Annotated in this window: 13 protein-coding genes; 5 read left to right on the top strand and 8 right to left on the bottom strand. The window is 43.6% G+C overall.

All coding sequences use genetic code 11. The annotated features are described in order from the left end of the window. The 8 genes from A136_RS18565 to A136_RS18530 form a co-directional block, all read right to left on the bottom strand. Positions 1-1743: a polysaccharide lyase family 7 protein gene (locus A136_RS18565; RefSeq protein WP_017063618.1), complete on the bottom strand. Its 1743-nt coding sequence runs from the start codon at positions 1741-1743 to the stop codon at positions 1-3. Positions 1744-1980: 237 nt separating this feature from the next. Next, positions 1981-3852 (bottom strand): methyl-accepting chemotaxis protein, encoded by a 1872-nt coding sequence (locus A136_RS18560; protein ID WP_017063617.1) that lies wholly within the window; start codon positions 3850-3852, stop codon positions 1981-1983. A gap of 1032 nt (positions 3853-4884) precedes the next feature. After that, a complete protein-coding gene (locus A136_RS18555; RefSeq protein ID WP_004733521.1) occupies positions 4885-5766 on the bottom strand; it encodes an NAD(P)-dependent oxidoreductase in 882 nt (293 codons plus the stop codon). A 541-nt stretch (positions 5767-6307) separates the two neighbouring features. Beyond that, positions 6308-8386, bottom strand: a complete 2079-nt coding sequence (locus tag A136_RS18550) for a DUF4962 domain-containing protein (protein WP_017063616.1) — start codon at positions 8384-8386, stop codon at positions 6308-6310. 218 nt (positions 8387-8604) lie between these two features. Continuing rightward, on the bottom strand, positions 8605-10383 hold the full coding sequence (locus A136_RS18545) for a sodium:solute symporter family transporter (RefSeq protein WP_017061477.1): 1779 nt from the start codon (positions 10381-10383) through the stop codon (positions 8605-8607). Between the two features lie 724 nt (positions 10384-11107). Further along, positions 11108-11827, bottom strand: coding sequence for a FadR/GntR family transcriptional regulator (locus tag A136_RS18540; RefSeq protein WP_017063615.1), 720 nt, complete (start codon positions 11825-11827; stop codon positions 11108-11110). A 525-nt stretch (positions 11828-12352) separates the two neighbouring features. Further along, positions 12353-14506, bottom strand: a complete 2154-nt coding sequence (locus A136_RS18535; RefSeq protein ID WP_017063614.1) for a heparinase II/III domain-containing protein — start codon at positions 14504-14506, stop codon at positions 12353-12355. Between the two features lie 2 nt (positions 14507-14508). Continuing rightward, positions 14509-16707, bottom strand: coding sequence for a heparinase II/III domain-containing protein (locus A136_RS18530; RefSeq protein WP_017063613.1), 2199 nt, complete (start codon positions 16705-16707; stop codon positions 14509-14511). 333 nt (positions 16708-17040) lie between these two features. Here A136_RS18530 and A136_RS18525 point away from each other — a divergent pair, with 333 nt between their 5' ends. From A136_RS18525 to A136_RS18505, 5 genes are all read left to right on the top strand, one after another. After that, a complete protein-coding gene (locus A136_RS18525) occupies positions 17041-17376 on the top strand; it encodes a cupin domain-containing protein (RefSeq protein WP_009846518.1) in 336 nt (111 codons plus the stop codon). Positions 17377-17410: 34 nt separating this feature from the next. Further along, positions 17411-18343, top strand: a complete 933-nt coding sequence (locus A136_RS18520) for a sugar kinase (RefSeq protein WP_017061485.1) — start codon at positions 17411-17413, stop codon at positions 18341-18343. Between the two features lie 73 nt (positions 18344-18416). Further along, a complete protein-coding gene (locus tag A136_RS18515) occupies positions 18417-19043 on the top strand; it encodes a bifunctional 4-hydroxy-2-oxoglutarate aldolase/2-dehydro-3-deoxy-phosphogluconate aldolase (protein ID WP_017061486.1) in 627 nt (208 codons plus the stop codon). Between the two features lie 861 nt (positions 19044-19904). Then, a complete protein-coding gene (locus A136_RS18510) occupies positions 19905-21671 on the top strand; it encodes a sodium:solute symporter family protein (protein ID WP_017061487.1) in 1767 nt (588 codons plus the stop codon). A gap of 247 nt (positions 21672-21918) precedes the next feature. Further along, a complete protein-coding gene (locus A136_RS18505) occupies positions 21919-22683 on the top strand; it encodes a transporter substrate-binding domain-containing protein (protein ID WP_029235150.1) in 765 nt (254 codons plus the stop codon). The last annotated feature ends 37 nt before the right edge of the window (positions 22684-22720 follow it).

Genomic DNA, 22720 nt, shown 5'->3' with positions numbered 1-22720 from the left:
TCAGTTATGCTCTGCTCTTAGAGAACTAAAGCTCACATCAAACACTTCACCCACATAGTCGCTATCAGGCTTAAACTGCGGATAGATGCCCGCTTTGAAATAGAAAGCGATGTCTGTCGATGTCCAATCTGATGTTAACGAAACCGTGTCCCCATCTTTATCTGTGTAATCTTGTCCCCAAGGGATTAAATGAGAAACGGTGTTGGTTCCATCTAAATCATGAGTCGCCAAGTAGATACCGTCTTGATTGGCACGAATCGTATATCGCCACTCTTCACTTGCCGAATAAGTCCCTAACTCGACACTGAACGGGTCACAATGATTACAGTCTTGGTTGTTGCGCTCAAAATCAGAGTTCAGTATCACTCTTACTGGCTTACTCTCGCCTTCCCATAATAGTTTCACCAATGCTTGATTGATCTTCCAACCATGGATTTGTCCAAGTACCACTTTTGGATCTTGATTGTTGATGTTCGGGTAATCTTCAATTCGCAAGCTTGCGGTTAACTCGTGACTGGTAGCGTTCGTTCTAGTGTCGTCCAAATACCAACTTGTATCTTCATCGCTGGTGCTACAATCCGGTTGAACACTGCTTTGATACAACTCCCTGAGCTCAGAGCGAATATAGCTAGAGTTTTGGGTAGAGGTGCCGTATCCCATATCCGCTCTAAAGTGCATTCTTCCTTCATCAGTATTGAAGTAAGAAAGATCAATATCACTGTCGTACACATCGCTGTCATTTGAAAGAAGATCTTTACTCGATTCACAACGTTCTGGTTCTAACTCAGCAGCACTGTCACCACCGCTTCCATACCAATCATTCTTACTCGGTGGAATAGTCAGCTTCCAATCATTAATGTCCCAATCGTTTGATCCATCGATTTGAGTCGTGGTGTATCTCAACGCCTGATAGTAAGCAATCGCTTCACCATTCTCAAATTGGTTATAGATACCCGCTTTGAAGTAGCTCAATAAATGCTGCCAGTAAGCGATGTCTTGATTCACTTTTACTTCATCATTCACTTTGAGCGACAGTGTGTTCTCATAAACAGAAAGATCAAATTTGGTAAAACTGTCCAATTCCGCCTCACCTAAATCGTAGCGATTGTATGACGTGGCATAACAATCCGAAGAGTCAGCAGCGCTGCTACAATCAATGGCATTGTTTTTCATGACTGCCCAGTAGTGACCTGTGAGGCCATCTCGTTCTTGCTCCCAAACCACACGCAATAGCGGATGAGGGATATAACCCGTACCACTCTCATCAGTCCCCTTATTGTGTATCTGCAGCAACGTCACTTCATCATGATCAGCGGGAGAACTCGCCATGGCATGCTCAATATCAGGCAAACTTATTTCCGCATACAGACTGCGCCTTACGCCCGCTTCGTTGATATCGAAGTTTTCTCCCTCACGAACTTCAGAGCGCATCTTGTAGTTCGTCATTTTGAAGATAAGATTTTCCGTCTCTTCATCAGCATAAAAATAATCACTGACATAACCATCGAAGTTACCATCTTTGACTTCAGAGGTTTTATTGCCCTCCTCTCCATTAGGATCAGAGACCTGAAGATCTGAGCTGGAAAGGATGTTTTGATACTTGGTAATATCATAGGGAGCAACAACACCAGCGGGCATTCCTGGGTTATTGGTATCGGAAGGATCACTGCTGTCACTGGAGCTGCTTCCACCGCAGCCATACGTAAGCGAAGCGAGTACTACGACGAAGATTGGCTTATTCACATTTATCTCACTTATCCATAAGAATAGAGTGACAATGTATATTTGTACTATTTTATGTCAATTATATATTTATCAGAATGTGAGATGCGGCAAATGAAGTGGGATGAATGAGTATTGCGTAGAGTTAGACTCAAGAAAAACGCAGAAAGGCCACTCTAAACTCGCAAGCTATTGAGTGGCTCTCAGATCAACAACTAAACTTAGTATGTTGATTTTTAAATATAAATATTAGAAAAGTTAAACCTTAAAGCTGCTCATCAAGTCACTAACGCTGCCGTTAAGTGTTTTGATTTCTGCTGATTCAATCAACTGATCTTGGCTTAGCTTATTAAGCTCCTCAACAAAGCTTTCAATCTTATGCATGTTCTTAGCAATGCTCTGAATAAGGGCGTTCTGCTCAACAGACGAACCCGAAATATCGTTATTAAAACGACTTACCGTTTCCATCTGTTCCGTTAGCTTGGCCAACATATTTACCGCTTGAACCACTTGGGCACGCGTCATTTCACAGTTACTTTTGGTCAACTCAATCGATTTAACCAAACCATCTGATTTAGACTGCAAGCCAGACAGCGCTTCATCAATTTCAGAAGTACTGATTTGAGTTCGGTTGGCTAACGCACGGACTTCATCAGCAACCACCGCGAAACCTCGGCCATGCTCACCCGCTCTCGCCGCTTCAATAGACGCATTCAATGCCAGCAAATTAGTTTGTTCCGCAATTCCTCCAATCACAGACACGATAGACTGGATGCTCTGCGTTTCATTCGCCATTGAGCGAATATCATCAGAGGTGGTGCAGACTTGCTTCTCAAGATCACTGATATAGGTTTCCGTCACGGTGTTAATTTGTTTCGTCTCATCACTGAACACAGCGGCCTCTCTTGCTGCTTCTGCCGCCGACTGAGAACTCTTCTCGACTTCGTTTGATGCTTCAGATAAGCCGTTAATTGCAGAGACCACTTGAACCGTTTCATCAGTGTGAACTTTCAGTACATCGCTAGTTTCTTTACAACCTTCACGAATACTCAGTACCTTAGTATCGAGATCCGAGTTCTTAAATTTGACGTCCTTAACCATCTCTTGCAGACCAATGATGAACAAGTTGATGTCTTTGGCGATATGCCCTAAGTCATCATTCCCCTTCTCAACAAGCCTTTGAGTCAGGTCTCCGTTACCTTGAGATAGATCGTGGACGATTTTTCTCAGTGACACGATTGGGCGGTAGAAGCGATTCAGCAGTAAAATCATCAATATCACCGAGCCAAGCACACATGCCACGATAAGGATACGCGCACTCGACATCACGCCATTCAACTGATTGAGCGCGAGTTCAGGATCAATACTAGATATCATGTACCATTCTTTCTGGCTGCCAATATCCACTTTCTTGGCCATCAAAATTCTCTGGTTGCCATCAATCACACCCTCAATGAATTGGTCAGGCTGTTCAATGGCACTATTGAGTCTCATCTGAGTATCTGCAGAAGATATATTGCTTTGCGGAAGTACGTTTTCGACTGTTGAAGCGACCACCATCCCTTTCTCGTCGATAATAATGCCTTTGGCTTCGTAGATACTGTCCAGCTGTTTAAGCTGAGTTTCCAAATCGTCAAAACGTATGTCGGCCATGATGACACGATCTTGGTATGAGTAGGTCACACCAATCATAGGTACTTGAGTACTCTTGGTGAAAAACAGATCACTAAAAGATAAACCTGATTTCAATTTCGCTTGTTGATACCAAGGACGAGTCGTTGGGTTGTATTTTTCTTTGATTCCAACACCGTTTGGGAAAGACTCTGAAGGACGAGAAGTGTAAGAACGACCATCATCAAAACCCACTACAATCTTGTCAATACCACCGAGCTTAGCGGCAAAATGCATCAGCGCTTCGTTTGGTACTTGGTATGGGGATTTCATGAACTCTTGTGCAACGGAATTGACCGTATCGATGGTGCGCTGGACGGTGCTTTCAATCTGATTAATTTCTATCGTTAACGAGTGATCAATCTCGTTATAAATCGTTTGGTTTACTTGATCAGTCGCCAAGTTAAGCGTGAACCAGTTCGTAAATGCCAAGGCACTGGAACTGACGATCGCCACCATTAAAATCAATTTTCCTTTAAACCCTAGAGACAATTTTGAATTCATAAAACTCATAATCCATATCAACCTATGTCTATTATTTTTATCCGAATGAAATGGTCATTTTTTAGATATTCAAAGATACGGGAAGCAAAACTTGTTCATGCCGTTTCATCGTCACAACCATCAATTTAATTAATATTGTATGTTTAATTGACTACACTTTCTGTGAGCAATCTTGACATATCAAAACTGGTTAAAATCACCCTGTGACATAGGTATCATTTATGAGTTTGAACTTTTAACATGATTAGAAAGGAATAATTAACCAATTAAAAATGATCAACTTTCAGATGATTACCTCACAACTTCGCCGATAATGCCTCCACTCAAATTATTCATATCACTTTCGGTCACCTGACTAGGAAAGTGAGCCTTAGGTCACATTTTCACTAACCAACCATTCACTCAAGGCATTCAATCTTAAAATTTATTTGTAATACAATAAGCCTTAAGTTATGGTGTATTTGAATCATAACTTAAGTTCTTTCTGGATGCTTTTGTTCAGTTCAAAGTGATAATTGAAGCAGCCGCTTTAAGGTCATTGAACTCGTTTAACGTAGAAACTGTCGGGGGATCTCGTTATTCGTTTTTTCACTTTCTATTGATCATTTGTTTTTCCAGACGGCTCGTCCGAACATGCCCATACAGTCACCAGCTGTGTGGGTTTTTTTTACTTTCTTTTCAGACCCGATATACGAGCGGTGTTAAGCCATCGCCAACAATCAGTTAAGTGCACTGGTTTAAGCTTGCGAGGAAAAGTGAGTGAGTTGGTGCTAGAAGGCTTTGAATTTACAAATAGATATAGATATAGAAACAAAAATAGGAATTGAGGCAGTAACAAAGTTGAACAGAGTTTTGAGTAGGTGTAGCTGAGGAAGTAGAAGAGTTTAACGAGGGAACAAAGGGTTGGGTATGGCAGATAAAAACGAACCTCGCTGAGGTATCGCCGCCTAAAAAGACAGGCAATACCCTAGCGAGGTCGTACGTCGATTACTTCTCTAGTTTAGCGAAGTAGTCGAAGATTACTGGTACGTCGTTGTTACCCATTCCTGCGTCAACAGCAGCTTGTAGGCTAGTTGCAGTACCTTGAGCAATTAGAGACTCAGTACCTAGCTCTTCACAAAGAGCAAGGAAGTAACCAAGATCTTTGTTAGCGTTAGCAACAGAGAAACCTAGCTTCTCTTCGCCGTCTACTGCGTAGAACTTACAGAATTGCATGAATGGTGAGTTAGATGGACCTGCAGACATGATGTCAAACAGTTGTTGGCCATCAACACCAGCGCGTTGAGCAACAGCGAAAGCTTGAGACATAGTCGCAACAGTCGTCATACCCATGAAGTTGTTTACAAGCTTAGTAACGTGACCAGAACCTAGAGCACCTAGGTGGAATACGTTTTCGCCTTGCTCTTCAAGAACAGGTTTAACTTTGTTGAAAGTTTCCATGTCGCCAGCAGCCATGATGTTCAGAAGACCATCTTTAGCGTGTGCAGGAGTACGGCCTAGAGGTGCGTCGATCATGCCCGCGCCTTTTTCAGCTAGAGCTGCGCCGATTTTCTTAGTAGAAGCAGGGATAGAAGTACCGAAGTCTACTAATACTGCGCCTTCTTTGATGCCAGCTAGAACGCCGTCTTCGCCGTAAACGATTTTTTCAACAACAGCTGAAGTTGTAAGACAAAACTGAACGATGTCACTTGCAGCAGCTAGTTCTTTAGCAGAAGTGAATGCAGTTGCGTTGCCGCGATCTGTAACGCGAGCAACAGCTTCAGCGCTTAGATCCATTACGTTTACGTGGTAGCCACGCTTTTGTAGGTTTTCAACCATGTTGCCGCCCATAAGACCTAGGCCAATGAAACCGATTACAGGTTTAGTCATGTTCAAACTCCAAATATAGTATTGTATGATTATATGGTCATTATAATAACGACGTCTTTTCCGTTACGCAATAGTTTTAGGGTAATCCTTCAATGCTTAGACGCAAGTTGTGACGGGGATTCACTTTACGAGAAAATATGGTCACGCTTTGTACTTACAAGAGCGATATCCCAATCAAAAAAAAACCTATTGATGAAATAATGCACTCTAAATGTCATACGATTAATGAGAATAAGCCACTCCAATAACGATTATTAACCTGCCGTCCCTTTTTTCAGACAAGATTAAGGCTGCCCACTGTCAGTAGTTGACAAATTATTGGAAGACAGTCACTGCCCTAGCCTTAGTAAGGTTTACTGAACACGGGTTTTAAACCAAGTTTTGTCGCCACTTACTAAGCCTGGCACTCTTGCTACTTAGCCTCTAACTAACCAACGCAACCTCTTCCCACCTCGTAGGCTACTGCCTGTTCTGTGCAAACAAAAAAACTCCGAGCTTTCACTCGGAGTTTTTAGTATCTAGCTTCTGTTGCTTCAGCGAATTACAGTTCGATTGAAACCGTTTCACCATCAACATTTAGCATTAGCGTGTTGCCTTCAAGCTTGTGAGACACTTCAACTTGCTCGCCTTCGTTCTTATTAGGAACAAGAAGCGTAAGGATGTTGTGCTCTTTTGATGGCTTGAATTCCACTTCAACGTGACGGTGGATTTCAAGATCTTTGAACTCGTATGGGTCAACTTCGCCAAAACCTTCAACGTTCTTAACTGACGTGATGTTATCAGCAGACTCGTTGATGAAGTTTACGTCTAGGTGCGCAACTTCGCCACGGATAGTGAAAGACTTGTCTGCCACGTCGTTTGCGAAAGTTGTGTGCATTAGCCAAGTCATGTCTTTCTCTTCAGAAAGCGTTGCCTTGTCTTGCATTACGAATACTTTACCTTGAACAAACCAGACCTTACGCTTGTAAGATTCAATTTCAGGAACGAAGTACTTGTAAGATGCCGTTGCATCACCCTCAACCATCTTCACATCAGATTCAGTGTCGAAATCAGAGATGTTGCCGCCCGCTTCGATACAGAAGCGATCTTGGTGGTTTTCGTAGCCCGTGTTCTTGTTCTCGCCGTACTGACCTTTACCGCCAAATAGTGGAAGGTTCTTAGAGAACGTTTGACGACGCCATTTAGTGTGCATATCAACACCGAAACCACCGTAGTAGCCAGTGATTGACGCTAGCGTTTCACCGAATGCATGCAACGTGAATGCGTTTTGGTCACCGTGAGAGTGGCTGATTGAGCCAAACGGAGAACATTTGAATACCATGTGAATATGGTTATCACGCTCAGTCATCTTGTTGTGGAATGCAGCCCAACCCGTGATTGGGAATACTTTCAACAGTGGGTCATTCGATGGTGCTTTCTCTTCAGGTGCATCCCAAAGGAAGTTAAAGCGAAGATCATCGTAACCGAAGTCCCACCAACCGAAGTTGTAGAATTTTGTGTGCGCTTCAGTATCACGGCCTTTCAGTTGGTTGTAGTACCAAACATACTCAGGCTTCTGGTTAACACCTGCGTAGTGCTTAATGTTGTAAGCCAGTTTTAGACCTGGGAAATCACCGATTGAAGACTGGTCACAGAAGCTCGCGCGCTTAGAGTGAACAGGCATGCAGTAAAGCGGGAAATCACCTGTGTTTTCGTAGAATGTTTTGTTGAACATGTCTACGCCACAGTATGCTTTCAATAGATCGAATGCTTCGCCTAGGAATGCAGTTTGTGTGTTCCAGTAGTCCGGACCTTCAGCCCAACCGCCGTCTACACCGCCCCATGGTGGGTAGTGTACTGCGTAGTATTCTAGAGCGTATGCAATGTACTCGCCTGCTTTCGGGTGATCGTGGTAAAGCGCGATACACGTTGGGATGATAGCAGAAGAGATAGAACGAACACCGTGGCTGTTCAGTGGGTTGTTCAATAGATCAACCGTCACTTTCAGGTGGTGCATGATTTCGTCTAGACGCTCAATCAAAGCATCTTGAACTTGCTGACGTTCTTCATCTGTAAAGTAACCGTGTAGCCAGTCGTAACCCCAAGCCATAGCCGCGATAACACGGAAAGCTGCTTCATCGTTATAGCCACGAGAAGTCACGCCTTCTGGATCGTACGTAGACAGTTTTAGAGTCCAAGCTTTTGCTTTAGCAATTAGCGCTTCGTCTTCTTTCACAACACCAGCAATTGCTAGGTTACGTGTCGCGTTCAGTGCCATTTGGCAATCAACGTACATTTGACGCCAGTAAGGACGCCATAGAGAAGCTTTACCTACCGTCTCAGCTGGGTACGCTTGAGGCTCTTCGAAAGGAGCAGTCTCAAGGAACTTAACTGTCGAGTTGTTATAGAAATCATCAAACATGCAGTGAGCTTCATCAGCTTTCACTTTCGCTTTGAATTCTTCTAACTGATCTGCTTGAACAAGAAGACGTGGACGTGCTTCGCTCAAGTTGTCTAGGAATGATAGGTCGAAGTCACGTTTCTGTACTTCGATAGGGAGTAGGTCTACAAGATTACCTGCTGAAGTATCATTCTCCAGCTTCATCTTCCTGATTGCATCAAGAGATTTTTGGTCGCTCATTCTAACTCACTTATTTTTCAAGTTGATTGAAAGGAATTAGCAATAATATACGTCTTATTGTAGGACAATTGAATCTATTTCGGTTCGATTGAACCATTTTGTACAGTTTTCGTGATTTAGGTCAGATATCTTCCACCTGACAGTTTTTCCGTTTCGCAGAACAAAAAATGCGACGCCCTTTCGAGTCGTCGCATTCTATTATAAACGTTTTCTCTATATTAGCTTTCGGTTACTGCTTTCGCTTGCTTGCCGCCGTCATCGACCGCTTTAACCAATAGCACACCAACACCACCAACAATCACACCACAAAGGATAAAGACTAGACGTCCCCACATTGGGTTAGTAAGTAGAGCCATTAGCATGATACCGACACCCGCTACCGCAATCAGTTTACCAAGCATTTCACGCTGTTTGTTATCCAGTACTTTCTGTTCTGCTGACTCCGCAACCAATGGAGTAGACAGATTGCCGAAGAACTTATCAACGTCTGCTTGACGCTTCTCAGTTAATGGCTTGTAGAACAGAGTTGATAGGATGAAGAAACCACCTGTCAGCGTAATGTGAGCAATCAGACCGATAGCTACCTTAACATCAGACCATTCACGGCTTGTTAGCTCTTCTAGACCGAAGATTGAAGACACCATTTCAGCGTTAACAACGAAACCCACGTAGTAAGAAACAAAACCACCAACCACTAGCGTACCCCAACCAGCCCAGTCCGGAGTCTTCTTAATAAAGAAGCCAAGGAATGCAGGAATTGTCATTGGGAAGCCGATCAGTGCGCCTACATACATCATGGTATCGAACAGGCTCAAACCTTTAAGCGAGTTGATGAACTGTGCAATAAGGATGATAGCAATACCAAACACGGCAGAAGTAATCTTAGAAACCGTTACTAGTTCTTTTTCGCTAGCCGTACCTTTACGAACGATTGGTTCATAGAAGTTCTTAACAAAGATACCCGAGTTACGGTTTAGACCAGAATCCATTGAAGACATTGTCGCTGCAAACATCGCCGCAACTAGAAGGCCAACCATACCTGCTGGCATGTACTCTTGTACGAAGTATAGGTAGGCAAAGTCACCCGCTTTCTTACCTGCTTCTGGGTAAGCTGCTGCTAGGTCGACACCTTGACCTGCAATGTACCAAGAAGGCATGAACCAGATAAATACACCACAAAGCATTAGCACACACGCTAGTAGCGCCGCTTTCTTCGCGTTCTTTGAGTCTTTAGCCGCTAGGTAACGGTAAGAGTTAAGCATGTTGTTAGTAATAGAGAACTGCTTCACGAAGATGAAGAATGCCCAAATGCTGAAGATGCTTAAGTAGTTAATGTTGTTACCAGAAAGGAAAGAACCGCCTTCCGCTACAGGGAAGTTATTCACGATTTCACCAACACCGCCACCTTGAACAACAGCAACAACAGCACATGTCACGGTTACTGCCATGATGATAACCATCTGCATAAAGTCAGATGCAATTACCGCCCATGAACCACCCGTTACAGACATTGCCAATACAACCAAACCGGTAATCCAGATAGTTGCTGTCATGTCGAAACCGAAGATACCAGAAGCGATGATTGCTAGTGCGTTTAACCATACACCGGCAGAAACAACACTGTTTGGCATTGAAGACCAAGTGAACACTTGTTCGTTAGTCGCACCGAAACGCATACGAATTGCTTCGATTACCGTTACTACACGTAGTTGACGGAACTTTGGAGCAAAATATGCGAAGTTCATGAAGTAACCAAATGCGTTGGCTACGAAGATGACCGCTACTGCAAAACCATCGTTATACGCTTTACCTGCCGCACCGGTGAATGTCCATGCACTAAACTGGGTCATAAAGGCGGTTGCACCAACCATCCACCACAACATGTTACCGCCCCCGCGGAAGTAGTCACTGGTGGTACTTGTAAATGTTCTAAACATCCAACCTATCGCAATCAAGAATAGGAAATAAATGCCGACAATAATCGTGTTGAGTTCCATCGTGTATCCTTTGTCCGTTGTATTTTGTTACGAGGACTATAGGAAATCTCAAACTTTATTTGTAGTACAATAATCCAAATAAGTGATGGCGATCTTATTTTGATTGATTAAGTTAATTATATATATGACATAGGATGGAATATGGCCAATCCATCAAGGCAATTACTGGTGTTTGAGGTAAAAACTCAAAAAACAAGGCCAAAGAACATCACACCCATTAAAATCAAAGACTTATGATAAAGTGAGACTTTGCACACTTATTAACAAATACAACCAAACACATATAAATATAAAATCCTCAAAAATAATAAAAGCCAAATCAGAGCTAAATCACCCTCATTTATCACACAATAAACCAGCGTTTTTTATCTATTGAGAGTGGATAATTTCATTAGAATTCTACTTAAATTAATCAATATAGAAGAGGCATATCCAGTTCAAACGATGGTAGATTCAAAATATACAAAAATGAAAAATCATGGATGACGCATAATTATTTGGGGGTCGAGAGTGTCTAAAACGAATATCGAGCGTAATATTATTTTTATTATGATGGTAAAGAGAACGACCGCTAGGCGTATACAAGAAGGAACTGGCTTAAGAAGGAGTTAAGCGAGGATGAACCAAAACAGTGCCACACATGGTGCAACACGCTTTCTAAAAACAAAAAAGCATGCACTTGGCATACCTTTTTGATTGGTTCAAATGAAGTTGAAAACCGTGTTTAGCTTGCAGTGGCTAAACGGTGGTTAGCGTCTTGCAAGTGAGCGGCTGACATTGTACGAGCTTTTTCACTGTCGCCAGCCATAATCGCTTCATAGATTCTACGGTGTTCATTGATACATGTGCTGCCCTCTTCAGAAGAGTGCACGATGAAGTTAACGAACATGGTAGTCAGAATATTGCCGAATGGCAGGGAGAAATCGTTACCTGTCGCATTAAAGATCAAGCTATGGAAACGAATATCGATGTCTGTCCAACTTTCTTGGTCAAATACTTCAGCAGCATCCACTTCTACCATCTTCTGGAAGATCTCTGAAAGCTCGATACGTTGCTCAGCAGTCGCAAATTTTGCAGCTAATGCACACGCTTCAGGTTCAATCGCACGGCGAAGGCCTAAAAACTGAGAACAGAATTGGTCTATGTCGGTTAGACCATCCATCCATTCAATCAGTTGAGGATCAAGAAAGTTCCAGTATGCGCGATCCACTACACGAGTACCGATTTTCGGGCGGGACTCTAACAGGCCTTTAGAAGTCAGTAGTTTAACTGCTTCACGAAGTGCCGTACGGCTGATACCAAACTGTTCACACAGCGCCATTTCACCAGGAATAATAGAACCTTGCGGCAGATCGCCAGACAAGATTCCACGAGCGATTTCACGCGCTACTTGCACGTGCAGGCTACGCTTCGAGCCCGAAATTGAATTAAAAGTGCTAATCATAAGTTCACTTATTTTATATGTTATGTTTATGTATTATTTAAGGATTACTATAACAGTATTTCAACCTACAGCCAATTGAGTAAAATCCAAACGAATCACAACCTGCAAATTTTTATAATCAGAGATTTAAAAAACATCCTGTGAGAAACGTTATCTTAAATCACTCATAAATCCGTACTCAAAACTAACCCTCTTTGTATCAGTATGAAAACCACCAGCACAGCCTCGAAAAACCATGGGAAAAAGGTACACCTTTAGAAGCGCAATTCATTAACCGCCAGAGATTATTAAATGAGATCCCCTTCCCAAATTACATCAGCCTCTGTCCTACACGCATAAAAAAACCGAGCAACTCACAACGAGTTACTCGGTTTGACTTATTTCCGATATTCTTTGTCATCGACATTAATTTCGTTCAGTTACTTAGATGCGAACACCCTTACAATCGAACATGATATGGCGCTTCGTTCCCGCAAAGCACCACATCAGCACACACCATCGTTAAACGGTATGTGTGTTGATCATTTACAGTTGAGCAAATGATCCTTGCCACGAGTATGTCTCACCCGCGAACTCAACAGTGTGAGTTGCTTGCTGCGTGTCTTCAGCTTGGTTTGAGATACCGTAGTGGTAAGTGTTGCCAGAAGTAGTCTGAATGCGAACAACAGTCCCGACACTGTTATGGCCCACAACAGATACTGATTTAACTAGACCACGAGCGCCTACAGAGGCTTCGATAGACTCGTTAAAGTAACCATGCGTTTCTAGTACAGAAGCAAACACGTGGTTTTGACCAGACTGACGTAAGATGAACGCAGGCTCACTCTTAAGGTTGAAGTCTGGATCGTTAGCACCAGTGCGAGCAAAAATCACTTCGCTGCCCGCATTAGCGCTGGTTACTAGGCTGTAGTAGCTGCTGTCATGTAGCCAGCTTACTAGAGAACCTTCTTCGTTCACTTTGCCTGAAGCAACGTTCCATAAATGTTGGTAACCGTTGTCTTCACCTAATGGCTTAAGCGTTGTTTCCATGTTGTAATCGAAGTCAGTGCGAATGATTTGACCCGAGTGGTGAACTGGTAAGTCGTACTGGTGCTCAGCGTCAGCTTCGATGCGGTACACATCAATTACTAGCGGTTTTTCGAACTCAGGTAGTTCAGCAAGAATCACGCTGCGTTGCATGTCTACGCCAGTGTAGTACTCAGAAATTGTGCCGCTCATACCTTGTAGCGACTGGTCGTCTGCTACGAAGAAGTGCTTCTGACCAAACTTAGACTCAGCCAATGCTGTGTTGAAGTTGTTCTGCGTTTTCTGATCAACCGTTACTGTGTTGTGAGCAACCGTCTGCTTACAGTAAGACTTGTTCTCCGGGATGTAACGACCGCCAAACTTAGGCTCAACGTTTACCCAACGACCGAAGCCGTAATCGTGCAGCACTTCGTGGCCACGGTTGAATACGCTTAGGTGCAAGCCATCGTAGTGACCATGGTCTAGCGCAGAGTGGTACTGGTGATCAGAGCCGTGCTGACCAAACCAGATCAACGCCATTGTGTCGTCGTCTTGCTCATCACGGTGACGAAGGATGCTTACGCCACCTTTTTCGCCTTCAGGGCCGTCCGTTACAAACAGGCTACCCCAGTTAAATGCTTTGATGTCGGCTGCTGCATCAACCGCGTCAGACAGTGTTTTACCCGAAGCATGAACCCAAACGTTTTGTTGGTGATCAGCCATGCCAAGCAGAGTTTCAGTCTGCTCGTAACGGTGGTAACACACAGACGTTGCCATGATAACGCCTTCATCGTTGATAGAGATTGTCTTCGATGAATCGTTCAGAGCTGGCAATGTACCGTCTGGGAATGCTGTTTTGAATACAGAGTACGACGTTGTCTTGATCACTGAGTCGTTGAATTCATAGATACCAACTTCAGGCTGACGACGTTCAATTGCTTCTGCGAACAGGTAGATTGGACGTAGCGAGAAACGGTGGTAGTAAGGACCTTCCATGTAGTAGCCGTCTGGCGAAAACAGTTGGTCAAGTTGTGCTAAGAAACCGCCGCTTACTTTGTCTAGTTTCAGGCCGTAAAGCGCTTTGTCTACAGACTCTTGGTCGTTGATTGCGTAACCACAGATACCTACCGCTGCCACAGCCCATAAGCCGTGGTTGTGTACGATATCGAAGTCGTGTGCGTAAGTCACAACGAACATTTCGATCATTTGCTTAAGAAGATCGTCTTCGATCAGACGCTTTTGCTCTTCAGAGATCGTGTGGTAAATACAGCTGTACGCACAAGAAGCGTAAAGCATCCACATGTTCTCGTTCAACGTTTGGTGGAACAACTTACCCGGAGGGTTAGAGTCACGGCTTACGTTGCTTTCAAGCGTTGGGTATACCGTCGCGTACGCAGTTAACATATCAACGATGTAGTCACGGTATTTTGTTTCCTCAGTGATAAGGAACAAACGGCCGGCTAGATCCATGTGGATGTAGTTTTGCTTGTGACGGTTATGTTCGTAACCGCCGCCTTCACCGTGACCTGGAACTTCAATGCCAACTTCAACCATGTAAGCGTCAGTTTGTTTAATATCGCGAGTCAGTGCGTTACCTAAAAGGCTATCCTTGCCAAGTTCTTTACGAAGCTCTGCTGCTTCATCAAAGTTAAGTAAAAGTGGTTGATAGCTCATTATTATTTCCCCTGCTCTGCTGTGCTTGCTAATTCTGGGTTTAAAATTATTTCTACTGAGTAGAAGCCTGTCCAGCTGTATACTTTGCCGTTCAGTTCTACTTTGTGTTCAGTGCTGTCAGTCGCGCCAAGTTGGTTGCTGATCATCACTGTCACGTTTGATTTCTCTGTCGTAATTTCTACTACTGAACCGATATTGGTGTGAGCCACTACTTTGATGTCTTTCACAACACCACGTGCACTTACAGATTGCTCGAATTCTTCGTTGAAGTAACCGTGCGTTTCAACAACAGAAGCAAACAGTGTTGTTTCGCCTTTGCTGCGTAGAATGAATGCAGGCTCTGAACGTAGGTTGAAGCTTGGGTCGTTAGCGCCAGTGCGAGTAAAGATCACTTCAGCATTGTCGTTAGACGTTGCACCTAGCCAAGTGTAGTAGGTGTTGTTTTGTAGCCAGCTTACAAGTGCTGTGCCCTTCACTTCACCGCTTGCCACGTTCCATAGGTGTTGGTAACCGAAATCGTCACCTAGAGTGTTTAGCTCTTTGTTTGCTTGGTATTCAAAGTTAGTGCGAACAATCTGACCTTGATATTGGTGTGAGTAGTCGTACTGATGCTCACCTTCACCGCCTTTCTCAGAATCTAAACGGTAAAGATCTAATAGTAGCGGAGATTCTAATTCTTCAAGGTTTAGCATGAACACGCTGCGTTGCATGTCAAAACCTTCGTAATGATCGTTAGCAAATGCGCTCATGCCATTGATTTGCTCGTCTTCTACTTTGAAGAAGTGCGGCAAGCCGTGTACTGCATCTGCACGTTCAACGTCAAAGTTGTTCTGACATTTTTCATCAATCGTTACTGCGTTATGTGCAATTGTTTGACGAGCGTAAGATTTGTTTTCGTCTAGGTAACGGCCGCCGAATTTAGGCTCAACGTTCACCCAACGACAGAAGCCGTATTCACGCAGTACTTCTTGACCACGGTTGAAGAAAGAAATACCCAGCGTATCAAAGTTACCGTGACCCATGCCGTGTTGGCCGTAGTTCATCACTAACTGAGAAACGTCGCCTTTCTTATCCTGCATACGGATAAAGCCTTGCGCGCCGTTGTGACCTTGAGGGCCTTCGTTCAATTCAACACTTGGCCAGAAAGGCATGCCGATTTCTTGCTCAGCAGACGCCGCTTCATAAGCTTTAGATAGCTCAAGACCACATGGGTGCATCCAAACTGCGTCTTGAATCTTCGCCATACCAAGAATGTTTTGGTCAACGCCGTTTTCAGATGAGTAATGTTTGCTGTAAACGCTCACTGCAACCTGAACACCCATGTCTGTAATACCCATTGTGCGAGATGCATCGTTCAGAGCTGGGAATTCGCCGTTCGGGTAAGCCGTCGCAAGCATCGCTTGTACTGTGTTACCAATCACGCCGCCTTTGTAGTTGTAGATATCCACTTCAGGCATATGACGGTGAATCACTTCAGCGAACACACACGTTGGACGAATCGCATAACGGTGGTAGTAAGGACCTTCCATGTAGTAGCCAGACGGTGCAAACAGCTGAGAAACTTGCGCTAGGAAGCCGCCAGTGTCGTTACGGTCAATGCCGTACACCGACATTTCAAGGTACTCACGCTTGCCAAGAGCAAGACCACAAATACCGACAGCCGCTACTGCCCAAATACCGTGATTGTGAATTCGGTCGAAGTCGTGTGCGTATTTAACCGTGAACATTTCTAACATTGGTTCAAAAATACGAGACTCAATATTGTCGCGTTGTTCTTGTGTCAGGGTTGAAGCAACACAAGAGTAAGCTAAGCTTGAGAACATTAACCAGCAGTGTTCGTTCAGGATTTGGTGGAACAAACGACCTGTAGGGTTAGTGTTTTTCTGTACGTGGTAATCAAACGTTAGGTATTTATCTGCGTACTCTTCTAGTAATTCTGTAACAAAGTCAGCGTACTTTTGCTCTTTAGTGATCAAGAACATGCGACCAGCTAGATTCATGTACGTGTAATTTTGCTTATGGCGGTTATGTTCGTAACCCCCAGCTTCACCATGACCTGGGACATCAATAGGTAAACGCATGAATGCTTCTAGATCTTTCGCGTTCGCTGCAATGGTTTTGCCCATTAAGCTAGAACGGCCCACTTCAAGATGAAGCTGCTCGATTTCTGCTTCAGTCAACAATACTGGTTTAGTCGTCATATTCTTTGTCACCCTCAATAAAGAGTTTATCTGCTTAAACTTTGATTAAATTTTCAAACTCCATATAAAGTAATACAATATGAGCTTTAATTATACCTATTCGTCGCTAAATGATGAGTAGAGTCACATAATTAGCCATAAGTCATTGATGTAGCTGGCTAATGGTAAATATTAGCCATTTATTAAGTTGTTGATTTATTTACGCTATATAAAGTATCGCTTGATCAATATCACACAAATTTAGATATATTGTATTACAATTAGGCTCATTCCCTTATGATGGATGCAAGTTAAGTAACACTTAAAAGATTTAAACAGATTAGGAGATACACAATGAACTCTTTCTTTATCCTAGATGAAAACCCATGGGAAGAACTTGGTGGCGGCATTAAGCGTAAAATCGTTGCTTACACTGACGATCTAATGGCAGTACACCTATGTTTTGATAAGGGCGCGATTGGCCACCCTCATACTCACGAAATCCATGACCAAATCGGTTACGTAGTTCGTGGTAGCTTCGAAGCTGAGATTGAAGGCGAAAAGAAAGTCCTTAAAGAAGGCGATGCTTACTTCGCTCGTAAACACATGATGCACGGTGCAGTTGCACTAGAGCAAGACAGCATCCTTCTTGATATCTTCAACCCTGCGCGTGAAGATTTCCTAAAATAATAAACAGCGCAACCTCAGTTGCTAAGGTAAGCATATGAAATCATTAAACATCGCGGTCATTGGCGAGTGCATGGTTGAGCTACAAAAGAAACAAGACGGGCTTAAGCAAAGTTTCGGTGGCGATACACTAAATACTGCACTTTACTTGTCTCGCTTAACAAAAGAGCAAGATATCAACACGAGCTACGTAACAGCGCTAGGCACTGACCCATTCAGTACCGACATGTTAGAAAAGTGGCAAGCGGAAGGTATCGACACTAGCTTAATTGCTCAGCTTGATCACAAACAACCAGGGCTTTACTACATCGAGACCGATGAAACTGGTGAACGCAGTTTCCACTACTGGCGTAATGATGCTGCAGCAAAGTTCATGTTTGACCAGGAAGACACGCCTGCTCTACTTGATAAGTTATTCTCTTTTGATGCGGTTTACCTAAGTGGTATTACGCTTGCTATCTTGACAGAGAATGGACGCACGCAGCTATTCAACTTCTTAGACAAATTTAAAGCGCAAGGCGGCCAAGTATTCTTCGACAATAACTTCCGTCCAAAACTTTGGGAAAGTCAACAAGAAGCGATTTCTTGGTACTTGAAGATGCTTAAGTACACTGACACGGCTCTACTGACGTTCGATGACGAGCAAGAGTTGTACGGCGACGAAAGCATTGAACAGTGTATTGCACGTACGTCTGAATCTGGTGTGAAAGAGATCATCATTAAACGTGGTGCTAAAGACTGCTTAGTAGTTGAAAGCCAAAGCGCTCAGTACGTTGCTCCAAATCCAGTAGACAACATTGTTGATACAACAGCGGCTGGCGATTCGTTCAGCGCGGGCTTCCTAGCTAAGCGCTTAAGCGGTGGCAATGCACGTGATGCAGCGTTAGCAGGTCACATTGTGGCAGGGACTGTGATTCAGCATCCAGGTGCTATCATTCCTCTAGAAGCGACGCCTGATCTGTCTCTATAATTACGCACTTTAACTATTAATCAAGGGTTTGCTTAGTTGAAAGCAAGCCCACATTTAACGTGAGAAAGAATTCATGACGACATTAAATGAACAACTAGCAAACCTAAAAGTAATTCCTGTAATCGCTATCAACCGTGCTGAAGACGCTATCCCTCTAGGTAAAGCACTTGTTGAAAACGGCATGCCATGTGCAGAAATCACGCTACGTACAGAATGTGCAATCGAAGCGATTCGCATCATGCGTAAAGAATTCCCAGACATGTTAATTGGTTCAGGTACTGTACTGACTAACGAGCAAGTTGACGCATCTATCGAAGCTGGCGTTGATTTCATCGTAAGCCCAGGTTTCAACCCGCGCACTGTTCAATACTGTATCGATAAAGGCGTTGCAATCGTACCGGGTGTTAACAACCCAAGCCTAGTGGAACAAGCAATGGAAATGGGCCTTCGCACGTTGAAGTTCTTCCCTGCTGAGCCTTCTGGCGGTACTGGCATGCTTAAAGCACTAACAGCGGTTTACCCTGTTAAATTTATGCCTACTGGTGGTGTAAGCTTGAAGAATGTAGATGAATACCTATCGATCCCTTCTGTACTTGCGTGTGGCGGTACTTGGATGGTTCCAACTAACCTTATCGACGAAGGTAAGTGGGAAGAACTAGGCAAGCTTGTTCGTGACGCAGTTGATCACGTTAACGCTTAATCTGTTTTAGATTGAGTGATGAAGCCTCACCTCGGTGGGGCTTTTTGTTATCTGTCATTTATTGCGCTGACTAACCGTAAACACGCTCAATCAACGTTCTGTTTCCCCTATACCCTATCGCCTTTCTCCCTATGGGCTCGTAAAGATCCGTGACTAAGACAGGCAAGAACGAGTAATGTAAGGCTTTCAATCTACGTCAGTATGCATCTAGCGAAGCGTTACTGGTGCCCCCTATCGCCTATCCAGTTTCTTATCCAGCCCCTTATCCAGCAATGTTCCTTTTCGATACGTCATCAAACATCTCTCGTGGCATCTAATGAAGGTCACAATAGACAAAGTGAGCCGCAAAATGTGTCCCGTCCGTCCAGTTTAACGCCCACTCAGTGACAAAAATTCCAAATATGCACCTCTATGGCACGAAAAAATGAATAAATAGCATAGAAAGGCTACAGAGCCGCAGACAAATACAAAATAGCGAAGTGAAAACAATGAGCTACACTTGAAATCCCAATACAGAATTTTTCAGTATAGAGTTCCAAATTAACGTGAATGTCGTCGCACAACACACCAATTTGTAGCACATTTGTTACGGTTATAATTAAAATCTTATAGATACGGCAAAGTAAGCGCTTTTGTATATATTGTAATACATATAAACATTTAACCCTCAATTTATTTTAGATCTCAAACAAAATACACTCACATTTAAATTCAATTAAAACAAATACTTATATAACCACGTGTTAGAGGCCGAAAAATCAATGCGACCTAGATCATACTAAAGACATATTGTAGTACAAATAAACCTTGGGACGCGTTAATCTAAGCCCAGTTAATTATGATATTTAAAAGGCTGAAAAGATGACTATTGATACTTTTGTTGTTCTCGCCTACTTCTTCTTTTTAATCGCGATTGGTTGGATGTTCCGTAAGTTCACCACCTCTACAAGTGATTACTTCAGAGGGGGCGGCAAAATGTTGTGGTGGATGGTTGGTGCAACTGCCTTCATGACACAATTTTCAGCATGGACGTTTACAGGTGCCGCAGGACGCGCATTCAATGACGGTTTCGTTATTGTAATCCTATTCTTAGCCAATGCTTTTGGCTACTTCATGAACTATATGTACTTCGCTCCAAAGTTCCGCCAACTTCGTGTGGTAACGGCGATCGAAGCTATTCGTCAGCGCTTTGGTAAAACGTCTGAACAGTTCTTCACATGGGCAGGTATGCCGGACAGCCTTATCTCTGCAGGTATCTGGCTAAACGGTCTAGCTATCTTTGTAGCAGCGGTATTCAACATCCCAATGGAAGCGACCATTGTGGTAACGGGTATGGTTCTAGTATTGATGGCAGTAACCGGCGGCTCTTGGGCGGTTGTTGCTTCTGACTTCATGCAAATGCTTGTAATCATGGCCGTGACAATCACTTGTGCGGTAGCAGCTTACTTCCACGGTGGCGGCTTAACTAACATTGTTGCTAACTTCGACGGCGACTTCATGTTAGGTAACAACCTAAACTACATGAGCATCTTCATCCTTTGGGTTGTATTCATCTTCGTGAAGCAGTTCGGTGTAATGAACAACAGCATCAACGCATACCGTTACCTATGTGCAAAAGACAGTGAAAACGCACGTAAAGCGGCAGGCCTAGCATGTATCCTTATGGTTGTTGGTCCACTAATTTGGTTCCTACCACCTTGGTACGTTAGTGCATTCATGCCTGAGTTCGCTGAGCAATACACATCAATGGGCGACAAAGCCGGTGATGCTGCTTACCTAGCATTCGTACAAAACGTAATGCCAGCAGGTATGGTTGGTCTTCTTATGTCAGCAATGTTCGCTGCAACGATGTCTTCTATGGATTCAGGTTTGAACCGTAACGCTGGTATCTTTGTAATGAACTTCTACAGCCCGATTCTTCGTAAAAATGCGACTCAGAAAGAGCTGGTTATTGTAAGTAAGATAACGACTATCATGATGGGTATTTTCATCATTGCGATTGGTCTATTCATTAACTCTCTGCGTCACTTAAGCTTGTTCGATATCGTAATGAACGTAGGTGCGTTGATTGGCTTCCCAATGCTTATCCCTGTCCTACTAGGTATGTGGATTCGTAAGACACCTGACTGGGCTGGTTGGTCTACTCTAGTGGTTGGTGGTTTCGTTTCTTACATCTTCGGTATCTCTCTGCAAGCAGAAGACATCGAGAACCTATTTGGTCTAGAAACAGCGCTTACAGGCCGTGAATGGAGCGACTTGAAAGTAGGTCTTAGCTTAGCTGCTCACGTAGTGTTCACAGGTGGTTACTTCATCATGACTTCTCGCTTCTACAAAGGCCTATCGCCAGAGCGTGAGAAAGAAGTTGACCAACTATTCACTAACTGGAACACGCCGCTTGTAGCGGAAGGTGAAGAGCAACAAAACCTAGATACTAAACAGCGTTCAATGCTTGGTAAGCTTATCAGCACAGCAGGTTTCGGTATCCTAGCAATGGCTCTGATTCCAAACGAACCAACAGGACGCTTGTTGTTCCTACTATGTGGTTCAATGGTACTAACCGTTGGTATCCTATTGGTTAACGCATCTAAAGCTCCGGCTAAGATGAACAACGAGTCAGTTGCTAAATAGCTAAATAAGCAGCTAACAAGTTAAACCAAAATGAAGCCCATGTTATTCGATAACATGGGCTTTTTGTTTGTCTTCGGTTTATCAAAACGGAATATGAAACGCACCTCGATCAATGCTCACAAACCATAGAAATACCTATCTCCTGCCCTCGTTTTATCTTCTTTTCCAACCTTTCCAATGGTTTGATCTCTTTCTCTGATTGTTTCTGTTACTTTGAATGACAACACAAACACAACAGACAATTACAATGAAAAAAACATCACTATTACTTGCCTCCATTGCTCTGGCACTTTCTGGTGTCGCACAAGCTGACCAGCTAGAAGACATTCAAAAATCAGGCACTTTGCGTGTGGGCACTACTGGCGACTACAAGCCTTTCTCTTACTTCGATGGTAAAAGCTACTCTGGCTACGATATCGATGTTGCACAGCACATCGCGGAACAATTAGGCGTTGAATTGAAGATTGTTCGTACCACATGGAAAGCTCTACTGACCGACCTAGACGACGATAAGTACGACATCGCGATGGGCGGCATTACGCGTAAAATGCAGCGTCAGTTAAACGCGGAACAAACTCAAGGCTACATGACCTTTGGTAAGTGTTTCTTGGTTGCGAAAGGCACCGCAGAACAGTACGACAGCATTGAGAAAGTGAACCTTTCTTCTGTTCGTGTGGGCGTGAACATTGGCGGCACTAACGAGATCTTTGCCGACGCGAACTTGCAGAACGCAAGCTTCACACGCTACGAGAACAACCTCGACGTACCGAAAGCAGTAGCAGAAGGCAAAGTTGATGTGATGGTGACAGAAACGCCTGAAGGTCTATTCTATCAAGTAACTGACGAACGTCTTGAAGCGGCACGCTGCGAAACTCCATTCACCAACAGTCAGTTCGGCTATCTGATTCCTAAAGGTGAACAACGTTTGTTGAACACGGTGAACTTCATTATGGATGAGATGAAATTGAAAGGTGTTGAAGAAGAGTTCCTGATCCACAACTCCCTTAAGTAACTCTTTTCAATTTATACCGTAACAAAAAAGAGCCAGC

This window comes from Vibrio crassostreae 9ZC13, assembly GCF_000272045.2.
In the GTDB taxonomy this organism is placed as follows: Bacteria; Pseudomonadota; Gammaproteobacteria; order Enterobacterales; family Vibrionaceae; genus Vibrio; species Vibrio crassostreae_C.
This window is presented reverse-complemented; position numbering and strand designations above follow the sequence as displayed.

Bases quoted from the DNA above. Each gene is read 5' to 3' on its own strand.
- A136_RS18530 (WP_017063613.1), bottom strand. From the start codon at position 16,707: ATGACGACTAAACCAGTATTGTTGACTGAAGCAGAAATCGAGCAGCTT.
- A136_RS18540 (WP_017063615.1), bottom strand. From the start codon at position 11,827: ATGATTAGCACTTTTAATTCAATTTCGGGCTCGAAGCGTAGCCTGCAC.
- A136_RS18505 (WP_029235150.1), top strand. From the start codon at position 21,919: ATGAAAAAAACATCACTATTACTTGCCTCCATTGCTCTGGCACTTTCT.
- A136_RS18525 (WP_009846518.1), top strand. From the start codon at position 17,041: ATGAACTCTTTCTTTATCCTAGATGAAAACCCATGGGAAGAACTTGGT.
- A136_RS18560 (WP_017063617.1), bottom strand. From the start codon at position 3,852: ATGGTGGCGATCGTCAGTTCCAGTGCCTTGGCATTTACGAACTGGTTC.
- A136_RS18555 (WP_004733521.1), bottom strand. From the start codon at position 5,766: ATGACTAAACCTGTAATCGGTTTCATTGGCCTAGGTCTTATGGGCGGC.
- A136_RS18515 (WP_017061486.1), top strand. From the start codon at position 18,417: ATGACGACATTAAATGAACAACTAGCAAACCTAAAAGTAATTCCTGTA.
- A136_RS18545 (WP_017061477.1), bottom strand. From the start codon at position 10,383: ATGGAACTCAACACGATTATTGTCGGCATTTATTTCCTATTCTTGATT.
- A136_RS18550 (WP_017063616.1), bottom strand. From the start codon at position 8,386: ATGAGCGACCAAAAATCTCTTGATGCAATCAGGAAGATGAAGCTGGAG.
- A136_RS18520 (WP_017061485.1), top strand. From the start codon at position 17,411: ATGAAATCATTAAACATCGCGGTCATTGGCGAGTGCATGGTTGAGCTA.
- A136_RS18535 (WP_017063614.1), bottom strand. From the start codon at position 14,506: ATGAGCTATCAACCACTTTTACTTAACTTTGATGAAGCAGCAGAGCTT.
- A136_RS18510 (WP_017061487.1), top strand. From the start codon at position 19,905: ATGACTATTGATACTTTTGTTGTTCTCGCCTACTTCTTCTTTTTAATC.